The sequence below is a fragment of the Flavobacterium gyeonganense genome, from assembly GCF_029625295.1.
Lineage (GTDB): Bacteria > Bacteroidota > Bacteroidia > Flavobacteriales > Flavobacteriaceae > Flavobacterium > Flavobacterium gyeonganense.
Window position 1 is genome coordinate 4,713,201 of sequence record NZ_CP121112.1, and the last position, 19,027, is coordinate 4,732,227.

General features: G+C 36.6%; 20 protein-coding genes and 1 pseudogene. 16 read left to right on the forward strand and 5 right to left on the reverse strand.

Annotated elements, in window-relative coordinates:
* The first annotated feature begins 111 nt into the window (after positions 1-111).
* The 13 genes and pseudogenes from P5P89_RS20065 to P5P89_RS20120 all read left to right on the forward strand — a co-directional run bounded on the left by P5P89_RS20065 (position 112) and on the right by P5P89_RS20120 (position 9,542).
* The gene (locus tag P5P89_RS20065; RefSeq protein WP_278009918.1) at positions 112-894 is read left to right on the forward strand and encodes a hypothetical protein; all 783 of its coding nucleotides are present in this window, start codon (positions 112-114) and stop codon (positions 892-894) included.
* A gap of 105 nt (positions 895-999) precedes the next feature.
* Entirely contained in the window at positions 1,000-1,584 is a 585-nt protein-coding gene (locus P5P89_RS20070; RefSeq protein WP_278009919.1) for a TetR/AcrR family transcriptional regulator, read from the forward strand.
* Between the two features lie 53 nt (positions 1,585-1,637).
* Positions 1,638-2,135 carry an acyl-CoA thioesterase gene (locus P5P89_RS20075; RefSeq protein WP_278009920.1) on the forward strand — a complete coding sequence of 166 codons (498 nt, stop codon included), beginning with the start codon at positions 1,638-1,640 and terminating at the stop codon, positions 2,133-2,135.
* A 96-nt stretch (positions 2,136-2,231) separates the two neighbouring features.
* A complete protein-coding gene (locus P5P89_RS20080) occupies positions 2,232-2,426 on the forward strand; it encodes a hypothetical protein (RefSeq protein WP_278009921.1) in 195 nt (64 codons plus the stop codon).
* A gap of 108 nt (positions 2,427-2,534) precedes the next feature.
* Entirely contained in the window at positions 2,535-3,668 is a 1,134-nt protein-coding gene (locus tag P5P89_RS20085) for an NAD(P)/FAD-dependent oxidoreductase (protein ID WP_278009922.1), read from the forward strand.
* On the forward strand, positions 3,659-3,847 hold the full coding sequence (locus P5P89_RS21730) for a hypothetical protein (protein WP_340696498.1): 189 nt from the start codon (positions 3,659-3,661) through the stop codon (positions 3,845-3,847). Before P5P89_RS20085 ends, P5P89_RS21730 begins: the two co-directional genes overlap by 10 nt.
* Positions 3,848-3,876: 29 nt before the next feature.
* A complete protein-coding gene (locus P5P89_RS20090; protein WP_340696499.1) occupies positions 3,877-4,371 on the forward strand; it encodes a methyltransferase domain-containing protein in 495 nt (164 codons plus the stop codon).
* Positions 4,368-5,419, forward strand: a pseudogene (locus P5P89_RS20095) (type III polyketide synthase). The gene P5P89_RS20090 and the pseudogene P5P89_RS20095 overlap by 4 nt, the downstream one beginning before the upstream one ends.
* Before the next feature lie 21 nt (positions 5,420-5,440).
* Positions 5,441-5,878 carry a 3-hydroxyacyl-ACP dehydratase FabZ family protein gene (locus tag P5P89_RS20100; protein ID WP_278009923.1) on the forward strand — a complete coding sequence of 146 codons (438 nt, stop codon included), beginning with the start codon at positions 5,441-5,443 and terminating at the stop codon, positions 5,876-5,878.
* Positions 5,875-7,158 carry a beta-ketoacyl-[acyl-carrier-protein] synthase family protein gene (locus P5P89_RS20105; protein WP_278009924.1) on the forward strand — a complete coding sequence of 428 codons (1,284 nt, stop codon included), beginning with the start codon at positions 5,875-5,877 and terminating at the stop codon, positions 7,156-7,158. Before P5P89_RS20100 ends, P5P89_RS20105 begins: the two co-directional genes overlap by 4 nt.
* Positions 7,151-7,405, forward strand: a complete 255-nt coding sequence (locus tag P5P89_RS20110; RefSeq protein WP_278009925.1) for an acyl carrier protein — start codon at positions 7,151-7,153, stop codon at positions 7,403-7,405. Before P5P89_RS20105 ends, P5P89_RS20110 begins: the two co-directional genes overlap by 8 nt.
* Complete coding sequence (locus P5P89_RS20115; RefSeq protein WP_278009926.1) at positions 7,402-7,899, forward strand: 4'-phosphopantetheinyl transferase family protein; 498 nt, start codon at positions 7,402-7,404, stop codon at positions 7,897-7,899. The genes P5P89_RS20110 and P5P89_RS20115 overlap by 4 nt, the downstream gene beginning before the upstream one ends.
* Before the next feature lie 68 nt (positions 7,900-7,967).
* A complete protein-coding gene (locus P5P89_RS20120) occupies positions 7,968-9,542 on the forward strand; it encodes a Na+/H+ antiporter (protein WP_278009927.1) in 1,575 nt (524 codons plus the stop codon).
* On the opposite strand, the gene P5P89_RS20125 is transcribed toward P5P89_RS20120, so the two are convergent.
* From P5P89_RS20125 to P5P89_RS20145, 5 genes are read right to left on the reverse strand one after another with little or no spacing between them, the layout of a single operon-like run.
* Complete coding sequence (locus P5P89_RS20125) at positions 9,528-10,139, reverse strand: nucleotidyltransferase family protein (RefSeq protein ID WP_278009928.1); 612 nt, start codon at positions 10,137-10,139, stop codon at positions 9,528-9,530. The genes P5P89_RS20120 and P5P89_RS20125 overlap by 15 nt on opposite strands.
* 14 nt (positions 10,140-10,153) lie before the next feature.
* The gene (locus tag P5P89_RS20130; RefSeq protein WP_278009929.1) at positions 10,154-11,161 is read right to left on the reverse strand and encodes an XdhC family protein; all 1,008 of its coding nucleotides are present in this window, start codon (positions 11,159-11,161) and stop codon (positions 10,154-10,156) included.
* Positions 11,162-11,218: 57 nt separating this feature from the next.
* On the reverse strand, positions 11,219-13,426 hold the full coding sequence (locus P5P89_RS20135; protein WP_278009930.1) for a molybdopterin cofactor-binding domain-containing protein: 2,208 nt from the start codon (positions 13,424-13,426) through the stop codon (positions 11,219-11,221).
* Positions 13,410-14,024 (reverse strand): hypothetical protein, encoded by a 615-nt coding sequence (locus P5P89_RS20140; protein WP_278009931.1) that lies wholly within the window; start codon positions 14,022-14,024, stop codon positions 13,410-13,412. The genes P5P89_RS20135 and P5P89_RS20140 overlap by 17 nt, the downstream gene beginning before the upstream one ends.
* Before the next feature lie 6 nt (positions 14,025-14,030).
* Positions 14,031-14,504, reverse strand: coding sequence for a (2Fe-2S)-binding protein (locus P5P89_RS20145; RefSeq protein WP_278009932.1), 474 nt, complete (start codon positions 14,502-14,504; stop codon positions 14,031-14,033).
* Between the two features lie 568 nt (positions 14,505-15,072).
* On the opposite strand from P5P89_RS20145, the gene P5P89_RS20150 reads away from it, so the two are divergent.
* The 3 genes from P5P89_RS20150 to P5P89_RS20160 all read left to right on the forward strand — a co-directional run bounded on the left by P5P89_RS20150 (position 15,073) and on the right by P5P89_RS20160 (position 18,751).
* Positions 15,073-16,656: an ABC-F family ATP-binding cassette domain-containing protein gene (locus P5P89_RS20150; protein WP_278009933.1), complete on the forward strand. Its 1,584-nt coding sequence runs from the start codon at positions 15,073-15,075 to the stop codon at positions 16,654-16,656.
* Between the two features lie 167 nt (positions 16,657-16,823).
* Positions 16,824-17,657, forward strand: a complete 834-nt coding sequence (locus tag P5P89_RS20155; RefSeq protein WP_278009934.1) for a tyrosine-type recombinase/integrase — start codon at positions 16,824-16,826, stop codon at positions 17,655-17,657.
* Entirely contained in the window at positions 17,642-18,751 is a 1,110-nt protein-coding gene (locus tag P5P89_RS20160; protein WP_278009935.1) for an IS91 family transposase, read from the forward strand. Before P5P89_RS20155 ends, P5P89_RS20160 begins: the two co-directional genes overlap by 16 nt.
* Positions 18,752-19,027 lie beyond the last annotated feature (276 nt).

Genomic DNA, 19,027 nt, shown 5'->3' on the forward strand with positions numbered 1-19,027 from the left:
CAGGCAAAATAATATACTCTACTTCTGTTGTTTTTTCAATCTTGTTTGGTTGTAGCTTCTGTTTATTTCAAACAATAAAACACAATATATTATTAATTTAAATCAGCTGCTATGGCAACAGTACCTCCGGACAAAAAGAGTAATTACGAAAAGTTATTCGCTTCCTGTGTTATAAAGGAAGCTAAATACCCTGAAATTGACAAAATAACAGCAAAAATGGTTTTGAATAAATCCAGATACCAATCTGTGGGTGACCGGTTAGATATCCCGTGGTTTGTCATCGCAATTATACATTGTATGGAAGCTAGTCTGAAGTTCGATACGCATTTGCACAATGGCGATCCTCTTAAAGAACGTACAGTGCAAGTCCCTGCAGGGCGGCCAAAGATAGGAAACCCGCCATTTACATGGGAAGAAAGTGCCAAAGATGCTTTAGTGTATGACAAACTTAATACCTGGACAGACTGGAGTATTGCCGGAATACTTTATAAATTGGAACTCTACAACGGATTAGGCTATTACAGGCAAGGAATTAATTCGCCTTATTTGTGGAGCTATTCTAATCATTATACAAAAGGAAAATATGTTCAGGATGGACGATATGATCCCACTGCTATTTCTAAGCAGTGCGGTGCTGCAGTATTGTTACGACGTATGAGCGAACAAAAGCTGATAACACTGCCAAATAGTAATTTAGTGGAACAAATCATTGCATTGGGAAATAAAACACTATACTATTCCGGTACCGTTACCAATGAAGCTAAAGAATTACAAACGCTTCTGAACAGGGCTGGCAGTATACTTAGGGTTGATGGTAAGGCAGGTGAAAGAACTTCTACAGAATATTTTAAATTCAGCAACAACTATCTAAAAGGAGATCCAAGAGAAGTCTAGAAAAACTTAGTTTTCTAAATAATTAAATATTTTTTTGCTATCAGATACCGATCGGTATTTTTGCTATATTTGTTTTTTGAAATTTCTTTATTTTAATCTGCACTTATGAATACCTCTGAATTTATATTAGATAAAATAGCTCCTATTTTTAATAAGCAAGGCTATGTCGGAACTAGCCTTTCAGATATAACAAATGCAACCGGGCTTACCAAAGGCGCTATTTATTGCAATTTTTTAAATAAGGAGGATTTAGCATTAAAATCATTTCAGTTAAATGTAAATCTGGCTATAAAACCACTTTTCAGAATAATTGCCAATACACCAGGCAGTTTGAATAAATTGCAAGCTATAACAAATTACCATCGAAATTATTATGATTTAGTCAAAGAGCGTGGCGGATGTCCTATGCTGCGAGTAGGCGTTGATACAAAGTATATAAATCCCCTACTTTTTGAAGAAGCTCAAAAATTATCCCTGAGATTTACTACCGGATTGGTAAATATTATACAGGAAGGCATTGACACTAATGAAATCAAAAAAGATACTAATCCGCTTCAATATGCCCAAATCATTTTATCGTTAATGGAAGGAAGCTCACTTCTGGCATTTACTCATGATGATTCATCGTACATCCTAAATGCGATGACCCATGTCGATAACATATTAATTGCCAGCATAAAAAAAGAATAAAATTTTTTTAACCTTACAGATACCGATTGGTATTTGTGTAATTTATTTCAAAAATGAATAAAATATTAAAAACAAAAAGAAAAATCAGATTTCAGGACTGTGATCCTTTTAATCATTTAAACAATTCAAAATACCTCGAATATTTTATTAATGTTCGTGAAGACCAGATTGCAGAAAATTATGATCTGGATATTTTTAAATATATGAAAACAACAGGGCTTAGCTGGGTTGTTGCTTCCAATCAGATAAGTTATGTAAGACCAGCCTTTACAATGGAAACAGTAGTAATAGAATCTCAATTGATTCAGTATACTGAAAATCTTCTTCTGGTTGAAATGAAAATGTGGAATGAAGATGAAACAGAATTAAAAGCTGTCCTCTGGATAAAGTTTATTCATTATAATATTCAGGCAAAAAAAGTCACAAATCATTCTGATGATTTAATGAAACTATTTCAATCTGTTGTAGTTCCTGTCAATCAGTCAATTTTTGAAAACAGATATTTAGAAATTATTCAAGAATTAAAAAATCGTACCTATACTGATTCTTGATTAATTATAAGGGGATTTTATAACTTTTCAAAATGATTATATAAGTTAACCTGTCTTATTTGAGATAATTTTATGAAAATTTAAAACTTACGAGATATGGACACAAATAATCAAAATCCGAAAAACACTAAAAACGGTAGTTCCGATCACCGTGTAGATACAAGAAAACATCAGTATAAAGATCATGATGAAGTCTTAACAAACGATAAAAATTATGATCCCGAAACTCAAAAATTCAAAGGAAAAGAACCTGAGTTTGATGATAAACTGAATAATGAAGAAAAAAAATAAAAATTAAAACGTCTCAATAACAACATTTTGAGGCGTTTTTCTATTTCTGTGAAATCCTGTAATTCAAAAGAGATAGATTATATGCGCTTTATTTGCTAAATTAGATGTATGAAAACAAAACCAGATGTAATAATCATTGGCGGCGGTCTGGCAGGTTTGACAGCAGCCATACATCTTTCTAAAAAAGGATTAAAGGTAATCTTAATCGAAAAATCAGAGTATCCGCGGCATAAGGTATGCGGAGAGTATATTTCTAATGAAGTCCTCCCCTATCTTCTTTGGCTTGATATAGATATTTTACAATCGAATCCCCAACAGATTTCGTCCTTTGAATTTACAACTCAAAATGGCAAAATTGCCCAAACAAAACTTCCTCTTGGCGGATTTGGTATTAGCCGATACATGCTGGATACTATTTTATATGAAAAAGCATTATCAAATGGGTGCATTATTTTAAAAGAAACGGTTACAGATATTTCTTTTGAAAATGATGAATTTTCAGTTAAAACTTCCAGTCAGATTTTACATTCAAAATTAGTATTAGGTGCTTTTGGAAAACGTTCTAATGTTGATCAGTTCTTAGAGCGGGATTTTATAAGTAAAAAATCCCCATGGCTTGCAGTGAAGGCTCATTATTCCGGCATCAGTCCTAACAATCAGGTAGCACTTCATAATTTTAACGGAGGTTACTGTGGTGTTTCAAAGGTGGAAAATGATATTATAAACATCTGTTATCTTGCAGATTATAATTCTTTCAAAAAATATAAAAATATAGAAGAGTATCAAAAAAATGTCCTTTATAAAAACAAACAGCTTAAATCTGTTTTTGAAAACAGTACACTCTTGTTTGATAAGCCTCTTACTATCAGCCAGATTTCTTTTGATAAAAAACGACCAGTAGAAGACCATGTTTTGATGATTGGCGATGCTGCAGGGCTTATTCATCCAATGTGCGGAAATGGTATGGCGATGGCCATACACAGCGCAAAAATAGCATCAGAATTAATACTTGAATATCATACAGGAACAATAAGTTCAAGAGCTATTTTAGAAAAAAAATATGCAGCACAATGGCAGAAAAATTTTGGAAGAAGATTAGCAATGGGAAGGATTTTGGCAAGTGTCTTAACCAATAAACCAATAACAAACATATTTGTGTCGGTCGTTGCCTCAATGCCAGCAATATTATCTCAAATAATCAAACAGACACACGGTAAACCAATAGCAGTTAAATGGCAATAAACACAAAATACAGAACACAGGAAGCCGAAATAATGGACGATTTTTCACTTCAGGGAAGAGAACTCCGTGCTGCTCTTGATCAGATTGCCCGTATTAATCAATTGCTTGGAGGCAATAAGGTTACACTTCACGGAATAAAAGAAATAATAAAAAAATTAATGTTTCCCACACAATCGTAATTGCTGATGTAGGCTGCGGTAACGGCGATATGCTGAGAATGCTGGCCGATTATGGATTAAAAAACAATCTTAAATTTAAGCTTATCGGAATTGATGCCAATGCTTTTACTGTAAATTATGCCCAAACATTATCTAATGATTACTCCAATATTGAGTATTTGTGTCTGGATATTTTTAGCGAAGAATTTTCTACAATTAACTATGATATTGTACTATGCACCCTCACGCTGCACCATTTTACGAATGAACAAATATTAAATATAATTACTACCTTTAATAATAACGCAGGCATTGGTATTGTTATCAATGATTTGCATCGCAGTAAATTGGCTTACAGGCTTTTTAAATTGATTTGTATCGTTTTTAGTCTGGGCAAAATGTCGCGTGAAGATGGTCTGGTATCTATTTTAAGAGGATTTCGAAAAAATGAACTGGAAGCATTTTCCAAAAAACTGAATTTAAAAAACTATACGATAAATTGGAAATGGGCTTTCCGCTACCAATGGATAATTACAAAAATATGAGTGTCAAAATAATAACTGTTGTTAAACAACTCCCGCAATATTCAAGAACAACAGAAGAAATACTTCCGCTTTTGGATGGCTGGCTGATGGGTCAGGAAGAACGTTTTATAAAAAAAGTAAAAAAAATATTTGAAGGTGCTGCGGTAAGCAAACGGTATTCAATAATGGATCCGCTGGAGGTTTTTACAGCTACTTCTTTTGAAGATAAAAATGATATTTACAGTCGGGAAATGATTGTTTTGGGCGAAAAAGTTTTAGAAAAAGCGCTCGCTAAGGCAAGCTGGGATCCGCAAAGCGTTGACTATATTATTACTGTAAGCTGCACTGGTATCATGATTCCTTCTTTAGATGCGTATCTGATCAATAAGATGAATCTCAGACAGGACATCGTGCGTTTGCCTGTTACAGAAATGGGTTGCGCTGCAGGAATTTCTGGTATTATATATGCCAAAAACTTTCTGAAGGCTAATCCGGGAAAACGTGCTGTAGTGATAGCGGCTGAGTCCCCTACTGCAACATTTCAGCTTAATGATTTTTCGATGCCGAATATTGTAAGCGCTGCTATATTTGGTGATGGCGTGGCATGCTGTCTTTTATCATCGTATGAAGAAGATAATGGTCCTGAAATACTGGATGAGCAAATGTATCATTTTTATGATGCGGAACATATGATGGGTTTTAAACTTACCAATACCGGTTTGCAAATGGTATTGGATATTAAAGTCCCGGATACGATTGCCGCTCACTTTGGAAATATTATCCATCCATTTCTGAAGAAAAATGATTTAGAAATAAAAGATATTGATCATATGATATTTCATCCCGGAGGAAAAAAATTGTCAATACAGTTGAATCTCTTTTTGCAGACCTGGATAAAAATATTGATGACACAAAAGAAGTATTAAAACAATACGGAAACATGTCGAGTGCTACTGTTCTTTATGTTTTGGAAAGAATTATGAATAGTAATCCAAAGAATGGAGAAAAAGGACTAATGCTTAGCTTTGGTCCTGGATTTTCTGCTCAAAGAGTATTGTTGCAATGGTAAAAATTATCAGATAAAAACAAAATGAACCTGAACGAAATTATAGAAAAATTACCTTACACAGAACCTTTTCTGTTTGTAGATGAACTGCTTCATGTCGATGAAAACAGCATTTCAGGAACTTATACTTTTAAAGAAGACCTCGACTTTTATAAAGGTCATTTTAAAGGAAATCCAGTAACGCCTGGTGTAATCCTGACAGAAACTATGGCTCAGATAGGCATGGTTTGCCTTGGAATCTATCTGTTAGGTGATGCCTTTAACAAGGAAACGGTCATTGCTTTCACTTCTGCCGATATGCAGTTTTTAAAAGCTGTATATCCTAATGAAAAAATTACGGTAACGGCTCAAAAAACATTTTTCAGGTTTGGAAAATTAAAATGTGAGGCTGTAATGAAAAACGAAGCCGGACAGGAAGTCTGCAAAGGAATTTTGGCCGGAATGATAACAACAAAATTATGAGTAAACGGGTTGTAATAACAGGTCTTGGTGTAGCAGCTCCAAATGGTGTTGGAATTCCTGCGTTTACCTCTGCCATTAAAAATGGATTATCGGGTATAAGACATGATGCACAATTGCAGGAACTACAATTTTCCTGTCAGATTGCAGGTAAGCCTGAAATAACCGAAGAACTCAAATCACAATATTTTACAGATCTTGAATTACGCGGGTTTAATAGTACAGGTATTTTGTACGGTGTTATCGCAGGTATGGAAGCCTGGAAAAATGCGGGATTACCATTAGAAATTAATGATGAACCAGATTGGGACAGCGGAACTATTTTTGGAACCGGAACTTCGGGAATTGATAAATTTCGCGAAAGCATTTATAAAATAGACGAATTGCAGACGCGAAAATTAGGGAGTACCGTCGTTGCTCAGACTATGAATAGTGGTATAAGTGCTTATCTTGGAGGCAAACTCGGTTTAGGAAATCAGGTAACCACTAATTCATCAGCCTGTTCAACCGGAACCGAAGCGATAATAATGGCTTATGATCGAATAAAATCAGGACAGGCAAAACGTATATTAGCAGGAAGTACAGGTGACAGCGGTCCGTATATTTGGGCTGGATTTGATGCACTTCGCGTATGCAGCTCAAAATATAATGAGAATCCTGAACTTGGCTCCCGCCCTATGAGTGCAACAGCAGCAGGATTTGTACCCGGAAGCGGCGCAGGCGCTTTGCTTATTGAAGATTTGGATACAGCTTTAGAACGTGGTGCTACCATTTATGCTGAAATTTTAGGTGGAAATGTAAACTCAGGAGGCCAGCGTGGAAACGGTAGTATGACCGCACCTAACAGTAACGCAGTGCAAAGATGTATTACAGATGCTATTCATAATTCAGGGATTTCTCCAACGGATATTGATGCTATAAATGGTCATCTGACAGCCACGACAAAAGACAGTCTTGAAATAGAAAACTGGACAAAAGCACTAAACCGAAAAGGAGATAATTTTCCGTATATAAATTCCCTAAAAAGCATGACTGGGCATTGTCTTAGTGGCGCCGGAAGTATTGAAAGCGTGGCAGCAGTACTACAACTTTATGAAGGTTTTTTATTTGGAAATACAAACTGCGAAGATCTCCATCCGGAAATCACGACCCTTATTGATCCTGCTAAAGTGCCTTTTAAAACGTTTAATATTGATCTAAATATTATAGCCAAAGCCAGTTTTGGTTTTGGTGATGTAAATGCCTGTATATTATTAAAAAAATATAAAAATTTATATGAATAAAGAAGAACTTATTGCCAAATTAAAAGTTATTATCAGGCCTTATACGGCTAATAATGAAGCTTATGATAATCTTACTGAGAATACAGATTTTATAAAAGATCTCGAAATCAATTCGGCTAATCTGGTCGATATTGTACTCGATATTGAAGAAAATTTCGACGTTGTCATTGATAATACAGATATGGAAAGAATGCTGGATGTGAAAACGGCAGTCGAAATAATTGAAACTAAATTAGCTGCAAAATGATTGGCAATGACGTGATAGACATACAACAGTCACGTCAGGAAAGCAACTGGCAGCGGAAAGGATTTTTAGAAAAACTGTTCACCGCAGAAGAACAGTTTTTTATACAACAGGATCCTAATCCGGAAATTATGGTATGGGTGTTTTGGAGTATGAAAGAAGCGGCATATAAAATCTATAACCGCGAGACAAAACGAAGAGAATATATTCCTAAAAAATTAATTTGTAAAATTGTATCTATCGACAACAATTGTATCAGAGGTCAGGTAAGCTGTGGCGAAAATAGCTATCATACAAAAACCGCAATTTCAGATGATAGTATACATACGATTGCGGTTAGCTGTTTTAGTAACTTAAATAATGTATTTGAAATTGATAAAACTGAAATATTTAAAGACCAATATGGAATTCCTTATTTAAGTAATAACAGTAAATCAACTAAAGATGTGTCAGTTAGCAATCATGGTAGATTTGAAAAAATAGTTACTATTATTTAAAGTTGATAAAATTTAATTATTACTTTTAAATAAAAAAGCTTTTTTGTAATTGAATAGAAACTAAAAAAATGCTTGAGAATTTTCCTTTTTATCTGGGCCTGCTAATCGTTATTTTATTGCTGATTATGCTGGCTAATAAAATAAAAGTAGCATATCCAGTTTTATTGGTATTAGCCGGATTGGTTATCAGTTTTGTTCCGGGTGTACCTGTTATAAATATAGATCCGGAACTTATTTTTTTTATTTTTTTGCCCCCTTTATTATATGAAGCGGCCTGGACGGTTTCGTGGAAAGAAATGTGGCGATGGAGGAGAATTATTACAAGTTTTGCTTTTGTGGTTGTGTTTCTGTCAGCACTTTCAGTAGCGTTAGTTGCCAATTATTTTATTCCGGGATTTTCAATGGCATTGGGTTTTGTTTTGGGTGGAATCGTATCTCCTCCTGACGCCGTAAGTGCAGGTGCTATATTGAAATTTGTCAAAGTACCAAAAACCTTATCCTCTATTTTGGAAGGTGAAAGTTTATTGAATGATGCTTCTTCTTTGATAATTTTCAGATTCGCAATGATTGCTGTGGCAACAGAGCAATTTATATTTTCTAAAGCAGCAACAACTTTTAGCTGGATGATAATTGGCGGTGTGTCGATTGGTCTGTTTATTGGATGGCTTTTTATGAAGGCTCATAAATACTTGCCTACAGATGCTAATTCTGATATCGTTTTATCTTTGCTGACACCTTACATTATATATCTGGCTGCTGAAGAAGTACACTGTTCAGGTGTTTTGGCTGTAGTAAGCGGAGGTTTGCTTTTATCTAACAACAGACATCGTTTTCTTAACAGCAAATCCCGGCTTCGTGGTGTGAATGTTTGGGAAAGTTTCTGTTTTATTCTGAACGGATTCGTTTTTATGCTTATCGGATTAGATTTGCCCCAGATTACAAACGGCCTTGAAGAAGTCAGCCTGCCTTCAGCAATTGGTTATGGTGTATTAATAACACTGGTTTTGATCGTCAGTCGGATACTTTCCTCATATGGCGCTGTAGTTGTAACTTTAATTGCCCGTAATTTCATAACTGTAGCTGACACAAGAAATCCTGGCATGAAAGTACCTTTTATCCTGGGCTGGACCGGTATGAGAGGCGTTGTTTCACTGGCTGCAGCCTTATCAATACCTGTTTATTTGAATAATGGTAATGGTTTCCCTCAGCGAAACCTGATCTTGTTTATCACCTTCGTTGTAATTCTTTTGACATTATTAATTCAGGGATTGACATTGCCTTATTTTATTAAAAAAATAAAGCTTACAGATATTTACGATCCGACACCCCGCGATGAAGCTTACAATCAATTGCGACAAGAATTAGCCCAATATGCGCTGCATTATTTAAAAACGAATTACAACGATCAGTTAGACTCTAATACTCCTTTGAAGTATCTTATCAAGAGATGGGAACAGCATAGTAATGGAATTGATGATGAATCTATTGGCACTGATCTCAAGGTTATTTACCTCGATTTGCTGCATAAACAGAGAGAATGGCTGGTGAATAAAAACAAAGAGGATCAGACTTTAGACGAATCAATAATTAGGCGACAAATGCATTATCTGGATATTGAAGAAGAAAAATTAAGATACATTTGAGTTTAAATTAACTATGTAAAGTTCAGTGTAAGATTCAAATGTATCTATATCAGCTATATTATTTTGCGTTATAATTTCCCTAACCTCATTTTTATTTCTGTTGATAATTTGCTTAGCTCCTTGATCATTCGACAATGTGATAAGTTCTGAGAAAAATTTTGCCGGAAAAAGAACGGGTACTCCTCGGTAATCTTCTTTTCTGGTTATCACAATAGCTTCTTTTTCTGTGTTGTGAAGTGCTATTATTGTATTTAAATGATGGCTGCTAATAAATGGCTGATCTGCCAAAACAAATAAAACGGCATTCATATCCGTATATTTTTTATTTATTTCAGCTGTTGCCAATGCTATAGAACTCCCCAATCCTTGCTGCCAGTTTTCATTGATTAGAATATTGGCTGGCGATAAATCTATTTTTTCTCTAATTTCATTTGTATAAGCGCCCAGAACGACAAATACTTCAACTGCCTCAACTAAACATGTATTTTCGATAACACTGCCTAATAAAGTTGAATTTTTCCATGGTAGCAACTGCTTCGATTGCCCCATTCTTTTCGAATTTCCTGCAGCTAATATTACGATGGCGATTTGATCCATTATTTCTACTTAGTTTAAGAATGAATAGCACTGATTTTATATTTTAAGGATATAGGTTCCTCTTTTCGTACTACAGAAAGTATTTCAGCAATAATACTAATAGCAATTTCCTGAGGTGTTTCTGCACCAATACTGATACCTGATGGGCCATAAGTTACATCGAGCAGACCTTCATTATAAGAATCCGTAAATTCAAAAAAATCGTTTACTATCTGATTTCTTCTCTTAACAGGACCCAAAAGTCCTAAATAAGCTGGTTGCGCATTTTTTAATCCGATAAGGTACTTTAAATCGGTTGAATAACTGTGTGTCATTAAAACAACTGCTGTTTCACTATCAATAGAAAGTGAGTCAATTTCTTCAGGAACAAGATGTAAAACCTGATTTGCACCTGGAAAATTAGCAATGGTTTTAGGATCTTTTACAGATGCCACAATGGTAACTTCCCAACCAGTCAATGAGGCAAAATGACATAATTGTACAGCATCGTGTTCTGATCCAATGATAATTAAATGAAAGCGCGGCTGAAGAATTTGTTTGTAAGAAGTCAATTCTTTATCTAATTGAGTATTCGAAAAAGACAGTTTCATTCCTTCGAAATGAAACTCGGAACCTAGTCCCGGCTGAATTCCTTCCGTTTTGGTATAAAAAGATTCAATTTCAAAAGTTTGTCTTTTCTTCACAACACTCTCTAAAGCATCTAAAACAGCTGTATCAGGAGAAAAAGGTTCCAAAAGAATATATAGAATACCTTCGCATCCCAGTCGGTACCTTCCATCATAAACCATGATTTTTGCTTTGTGATCCAAAAATACAGACTGGGATTGTTTGAGGATTTCACTTTCAACACAGCCTCCGCTCACAGCTCCAGTCATTGAATTGTTTTCAAAAATCAGCATACGCACACCTGGTCTTCTGTATGAGGAACCTTCGATAGTCACTACGGTAGCCATAACGCTTTTAAGTCCGATTGCCTGTGCTAAAATGTATGATTCTTTTAATTTTAATAATTCGTGCATCATACTTTAATCCTTTTTTGCAATAATTTTTCCCTTAGCATTTGAATATTTACTAATTGATTAAACTGTTCCAAGGCTGAAAGGCAAAGTTCTGATTCGTTTTCCTGTCAAATCAAATATAGCATTGGTTAATGCGGGAGCAAAAGGCGGTAGCGCCGGTTCTCCTACTCCGCCTGCATCTTCTTCATTCTCTATGATATGCACTTCTATCAAGGGGATTTCATTAATGCGGGGCATCGGATAATCATAAAAATTATGCTGTTCTACGATATTTTCTTTGAATGTAATCTGATGTGTTGTTGCGGCACCCAGTCCCATGACAATAGAACCTTCAATCTGTGCGTGAATGATATCCGGATTTACATACCATCCACAATCCATAACAGCCCAGACTTTGTCTATTTTTACACCGCCAGCAGGATTTTTGGAAACTTTTACAACCTGTCCTACCGTTGAATTGAAGCATTCTGTAATAGCAACGCCATATCCTTCATTTTTTTTACGGTTTTTCCAGTCTGAAACTTCCTCCATTTTATCAATTAATTTTTGACAGCGCTCTTCCTGTAAATGCTCCCGGCGAAAACTTAACGGATCTTTTCCCGCTTCGTGTGCCATTTCATCAATGAAACTTTCATAGGCAAATCCGTTTGTAGAAGCGTATACGGATCTCCAGAAACTTGTTGGAATACTGGTTTCAAAAAGAACATCTGAAAAGCTTACGTTTTTTACGCTTTCATAATAAGGTTTTAGAAATCCTTCACTGATACTTCCATTAGGCTTGTTCTTTGGGGCTCCACTCCAGTGTCCATTGTTTTGACCCGCCATTCTGAACTTTAAAGCTTCCATTTTTCCATTCGAAACAGTTCCTTCACAGCGGTAGGAAATTCCGGGACGAAAAGGTCCTAAAGTAGCATCATCTTCCCGTGTCCAGACAACCTGAACCGGGCCGGCAATTTCCTTTGAAACCGCTACGGCCTCATACGGATAGTCGTTCATAGCTTTACGGCCAAAGCCACCGCCCAGAAAAGTCATATTTACAATTACTTTCTCTTTATCTATTGCAAACTTTTTACTTATATAATCCTGAACCCAGCCAGGGGCCTGTACTGGTCCCCAAATTTCAATTGAATCACCTTTGTGATGTGCAATGCAATTTACTGGCTCCATCGCAACGTGTGACTGATAGGGAGTTTGATAAACAACGTCTAATTTCTTATCTGTTTTAGATAATACTTCGGTTGGATTTCCCTGACCTTTAAAAAGCATTCCTTCTTCTGTTTTGAGAAGATTATTTTGTGTTTCGAATATTTCAGGCGTACTCCAGTGTTTGAAACCGCTACTATCCCACTCTACTTTCAATTGTTTTCTGCCTTCAAGAGCAGCCCAGGTTGAAGTAGCAACTACGGCAACACCTTCACGGATATGCTCGTAATATCCCATGTTAACTTTAAAAACGCGTTTCACACCCGGAATTTTTAATGCAGCGGTAGCATCAAAACTTTTGACTTTACCAAGATAGCGGGGATCACGTTCTACGGAGGCAAATAACATTCCCGGAATTCTCTTGTCAAGTCCAAAAATTAATTCACCATTAGTTTTAAGAGGTGTGTCAATTCTTCGAAGAGGTTTTCTAATCAGTTTATATTCAGAAATTTTCTTCGATTTTGGTTCTTTTGGAACTTCAAGTTTTGAAGCTGCCTCAGCAAGTTCTCCATAATGCAGTTTTTTGCCGGATGGCTTATGAAATACATGTCCTGATTCTGCATAGCATTCAGTACTAGGAACATTCCATTTTGTGGCTGCTGCAGTAATAAGCATTTCACGTGCACCAGCGCTTAATTTTAGCAGTTTTTTATATGCAGAACGAATCGTTGAACTTCCTCCGGTAATTTGTCCGCCATATTTTTTTTCGTTACCAATAGCAAAGATGACATTGATCTCTTTCATGTCAACTTCAAGTTCCTCAGCCACAATTTGCGGAACCGACTGATAAGAACCTTGCCCCATTTCTGCCCTGTGGTTTACAATGGTCACTTTTCCTGACGGATTGATAATAATCCAGGGACATAATTCGATTTCTGAATCACTTAATTCGGAAGGTCTTACCAGTACCGGTGCACCATTTGCCGGGAAGTAAAACCCAAGACACAATGCAGCACCTCCTAATCCGGTAAGTTTCAGGAAATTTCGTCTTGTAGTATCAATGTTGTTATTTTGAGTCATCTGATAATTATTAAAATTAAGACCAATACTATTTGGCTGGAGCATAAGCGCCAGTTTTCAGCCAGATAATCCATGCTTTTTTAAATTCGGCATGCGTTAAGGGCGGAGCGGCTCTTCCTTTTCCCATGTTCCAGCCTGCTTTTACCAAACCATCGTCGGCATGCTCAATAAGTTTCTGTAAATCCTTATTTCCATTAAGTTTTGGGTTTACAAGTTGTTTGGCTAGTTCGTGGGCTGTTTTTCCTTCAAATACCATTTTCATATCAGCCGGAGGTAAATGCCAATCGGGGTTTCCGGGCGGAGTATGCAGTCCGGGGCTGTTTGATGGCTGATGGCAGTTGGCACACTTCATCGCATACATACCTTTTCCGTCTTTGCCTCGTTTGGGCTGCATGCTGTGTACAACACTATTATCTCCCTGAAGCGGAATATCCCCTTTTGGATGACAATTGACACAACGCGGACTCATCAATACTTTATATACCAGTTTAAATGCTGTAACGGATGCAATACTGTCTTTTTTTATCGGTACGATAGAGATATATTCTTTTTCTGCTTTCTGATTTTTTGAAACAGTAAATGCCAGTCCAATACCTGAAGCTAATAATATGGCTATTACTATAAATTTTGTTTTTGTTGACATAGTTTTTTATCTATCAGAGTTTGTTTTTTTCTGAATTTCTGAAGCCAGATGAATAGCTTTACGTATTCGTGGATAAGTACCACATCTGCAGATGTTTCCGGCCATGGCATCGTCTATATCCTGATCTGTCGGATTTGGATTTTCCCGAAGAAGTACCGCTGCCGACATAATTTGTCCCGAATGGCAATATCCACATTGAGGGACGTCGATTTCCTGCCAGGCTTTTTGCGCCGGATGATCGTTATTTTGAGATAATCCTTCTATAGTAACTACATTTTTACCTTTGGCACGGCTCATTTTAGTTACGCATGAGCGAACTGCTTCACCATCCAGATGTACTACACAAGCTCCACATTGCGCAACCCCACAGCCAAATTTTGTTCCGGTAAGTCCCAATGTATCACGAATTGCCCAAAGGAGTGGCATATCCGGGCTGACATCCAGATTTTCGGTTTTGCCGTTTACAGTTAGTTGTATCATAAATATAGTTCTGATTTTAAGTGGTCTTTTTCGTTTCCTAATTTACAAAAAAAACACAAACATATCAATGCATCCTGCAATTTGACATTGTTCTAAAAAACTCTTAAAAGTGTTGGCTTAAATTAGTAAAAAACATCTTTATATGATTTAATGTATTGATAATAAAATAATTAAGCATTTTAGTAGTGTGTTTTTTTTTCACTAATTTACATTTGTGAAGCAACTTAAAAATTAAACGATGAATATTCATATCATAAAGCCAATGAAAAATCAAATATAGAAACGAGAAAATATGTACTGATGAAAAAATAACTTAAAACAGATATTAACCTAAAGAAAATGCAGGCCCGCAATTTAAGGAAAAGGGTGAATACACAATAACCAACCAAGTTCAAGTCGAATTTGGAGCTACACTTTATCACTTTCGACTTTTTAAACTTAATCACTATATTTGCACTTTCAAATAAAAAGACTTCAAAAAATGTGAATAAATAATTTCTTTCAGATATAAAGACGGCAAGCCAGACTTTTGGTTTTTGCCATTATATTAATACTTAAGAAAGAGACTATGCTTATTCTACAAAACATTTCATATACACATTCTAATAAAAAATTGCTGTTCAGTAACATTAGTTTAACAGTAAATAGCGGAAACAAAACAGCACTGGTAGGGCATAATGGTTCCGGGAAATCAACATTACTAAAAATTATTGCAAAGGAACTATTTCCGTCAGGCGGAATATTGGAAACCGATACAAAACCCTATTATATTCCACAGATTTTTGGCCAGTACAATCATTTAACAATTTCAGAAGCTTTACAGATAAATGCAAAACTTACTGCTCTGCATGAAATTCTGGAAGGCAATGTAAATGAATCAAACTTAAAGGTACTTAACGACGACTGGGCTATCGAAGAACGCTGTAATGAAGCCTTGAAGTACTGGTGTCTAAATGATTTAGAATTAACTAAAAAGCTGAAATTTTTAAGTGGTGGTGAAAAAACTAAAGTGTTTCTGGCCGGCATTATGATTCACCAGCCCAAACTTATACTGCTTGATGAACCAAGTAATCATTTGGATATTGAAGGAAGAGCATTATTGTATCAGTTTATAAAATCTTCTTCAGCCACAATCCTTATTGTAAGCCACGACCGGAAAATATTGAATTTACTGGATACAACTTGTGAGTTAAAAGCAAACGGAATCAAAACGTACGGAGGTAATTACGATTTTTATCAGAAACAGAAAAATATTGAAAAAGATGCATTAGCACAAGATATTCATTCAAAAGAAAAAGCGCTGCAAAAAGCCAGAGAAAAACAACGGGAAACCATAGAGAGACAGCAAAAGTCTGATTCGAAAGGAAAAAGGAAGCAGGAAAAATCCGGAGTTGCCCGAATTATGATGAATACTTTAAAAAATAAGGCCGAAAATAGCACTTCAAAAACCAAAAGCGTACATATAGAGAAGATTGGTGGTATTATGCATGAATTACGTGAATTGCGTGACGAAGTTTCGAGTCTGGATAAAATGAAATTCGGTCTGGACCATTCGCGATTACACAATGGTAAAATTCTTGTGGCAGCCGAATTCGTTAATTATGGCTACAATAGCCAATGGATTTGGACAACAGATTTGAATTTTCAGATAGTCAGCGGAGAACGTATTTCCATAAAAGGAAATAATGGATCAGGAAAAACAACGCTGATAAAGCTGATTTTAGAAGTTCTTCAGCCAAAAAAAGGAATCTTAAAAATAGCTGACTGCAAAATGATTTATATTGATCAGGATTATTCTTTAATTAATAATGAATCAACTGTTTACGAGCAGGCAGAGCAATGTAATAGCTCCAGTTTAGAAGAACACGACATCAAAATGAGGCTGAATCGGTTTTTGTTTACACGCTCCGACTGGGACAAGCCCTGCCGTTATTTAAGCGGAGGTGAAAGAATGCGTCTGATGCTTTGCGGCTTAACAATAACAAATGAAGCACCTGATGTAATTATTTTAGATGAGCCAACGAATAACCTGGATTTACAAAATATCGAGATATTAACCGCTGCTTTAAATGAATATAAGGGCACATTGATTTTAGTTTCTCATGATGAAACTTTTCTGGAACAAATTAGTGTTGAACTAAACCTTCGGTAGCACTTACCGTGATTTTGTACCTTACGAATATAATTAAATTCGGTAAGATATGACTACAAAAAAAGAATGTTGAAGAATTAAGAGAAAACAAAATTCTCAACCAGGCTAAACGAGAAGTTCCAGGATTTGAGGAACTCATCAATCGTTTTGAACGTACTATTTCGGTATTGGGCAGAAGTCAAAGTACTTTTAATAATTATTCTCGACATGTTGCTTCTATATCATTGTATTTTGGGAAAATCCCAACGGATTTAGATCCTGAACAAGTACAAGATTACTTGTTTTACCAGCAGAAAAAGTCCAAAACCCCTTCACAAACTTATTTCAAACATTGTGTTTATGGTCTTCGCTTTCTTCTAAAATCAGAAGGCTTGCCTTATGAGTACTTGGGTTTACCGTCCATAAAACACGAGAAAAAACTACCCGTTGTTTTGAGTAAAGAAGAAGTTTGGGGCATGCTTCAAGGGGCTAAATTACTCAAACATCGCATTCTTATTGGATTGCTTTATGGTTGCGGATTGCGTTGTATGGAAGCACGTTCTGTACGATTACAAGATTTAGATTTCGATAGAAAGCAACTCAAAGTAGTGCAAGGCAAAGGCAAAAAAGACCGCTATGTTCCTTTATCGGTTCATTTAATACGAGGGCTCAAAAAATATATCGAAGCCGAAAAACCACAAGATTACCTTTTTAATGGGCAACCTTTGCCTAATGGAGCAGGAGGTGATTTTGACAATCGGTATTCGCAACGAGGCGTGCAATGGGTAGTGAGGCAAGTGGCCAAGGCATCTGGTGTCAAAAAAGAGGTTCACACGCACACACTTCGGCATAGTTATGCCACGCATTTACTCGAAGATGGCATGGATATTATAACCCTCAAAGACCTTTTAGGACACCAAAACCTAGAAACCACTTTGGAGTATTTACAGATTGCCCAACTCGAGAGCCAACGCATCTTTAGTCCACTGGATACCCTTTTCGAGAAATGCCACCGGAAGTAGCCGATGTACTGCGAAATATTGCCTCAAAAATCGAAAACTACGGCTTGAATACTTGGCAACTGCACACGCTTTCTGCCATCAAAAAATGTCGAACGGCCGATTTGGGCGGTCATATCGATGGGTGTGATGAATGTGGAAATCTGACCATTAGTTACAACTCTTGCAGGAACAGACATTGTCCCAAATGTCAGGGTAACAAGCGAGAGGATTGGATGGAAGCCCGAAGTACAGAACTCTTGCCAGTGCCATACTTCCACGTGGTTTTTACCTTGCCCGACAGCATTAATTCCTTGGCAATGCATCAGCCAAAAATGGTGTATGACACCCTGTTTGAAGCGACTTGGGAAACGCTTCAAAAATTTGGCAAAGCCAAAGAAATACAACTGGGAATGATTGCTGTTTTGCACACCTGGGGACAGCAGTTGAGCCTTCATCCGCACCTGCATTGTATTGTGCCTGGCGGAGGAATCGATAAAGACGGACAGTGGAAAAACAGCCGAACGGACGGCAAATTCTTGTTTCCCGTAAAAGCTTTATCGAAAGTGTTTAGGGCAAAATATTGCCAGAAACTCAAAGCAAAAGAGCCCATAAAATACGAGCAAATCCGGCAGCATTTATGGCAGAAGCCTTGGGTAGTTTTTACCAAAAAGCCTTTTGGAAGTCCCAATTCGGTGGTGGAGTATCTGGGGAGATATACCCATAAAATCGCCATCAGCAACCACCGAATCAAAAGCATTGACAACGAAAACGTGACTTTCGATTACAAGGATTACCGAGTGGCGGGAGTCAAAAAGCAAATGACATTGACCCACGGCGAGTTTATCCGTCGGTTTTCGTTGCATATTTTGCCCAAACGCTTTGTCAAGATTCGTCATTATGGCTTTTTGAGCAGCACTTGGAAGCGTGGGAAGCTAAAGCTTTTGCAAGCAAAACTCCAAGTAAAGGTCTTGGAAAAAGTAGCAAAAAAAACATTTTTGCCCAAATGTCCGTGTTGCAAAACGGGCAATTTGCACCCAATAGCGGTTTTTGACCAACGAGGCCCACCTGCTTGGTATCTTGGCGGATGCCAAAACCCAATTCCCCGTGAAAGTTAATTTTACGGGTAAGGGAACTTATGTCCTAAGGTGAAGGAAAACACGAGAAAAACCAATGAAAATCTACTCCAAAAAAAAGAGGCTCAGTTGCCTCTTGTAACTCTCTCTCAAAACTTTACGATAACTCCATAGTGTTGACGGCAGGTACTCCGGTTCCCTTCAACAGGAGTTTCATTGTTCGGCTTGCAGCCGCAACGAAACTCTAGCTGTTAATCGCAGTATTTACTTAGGTTAAGATGTGTTTTCTAATGATCGAAGAAATATTTTCAAAAATAA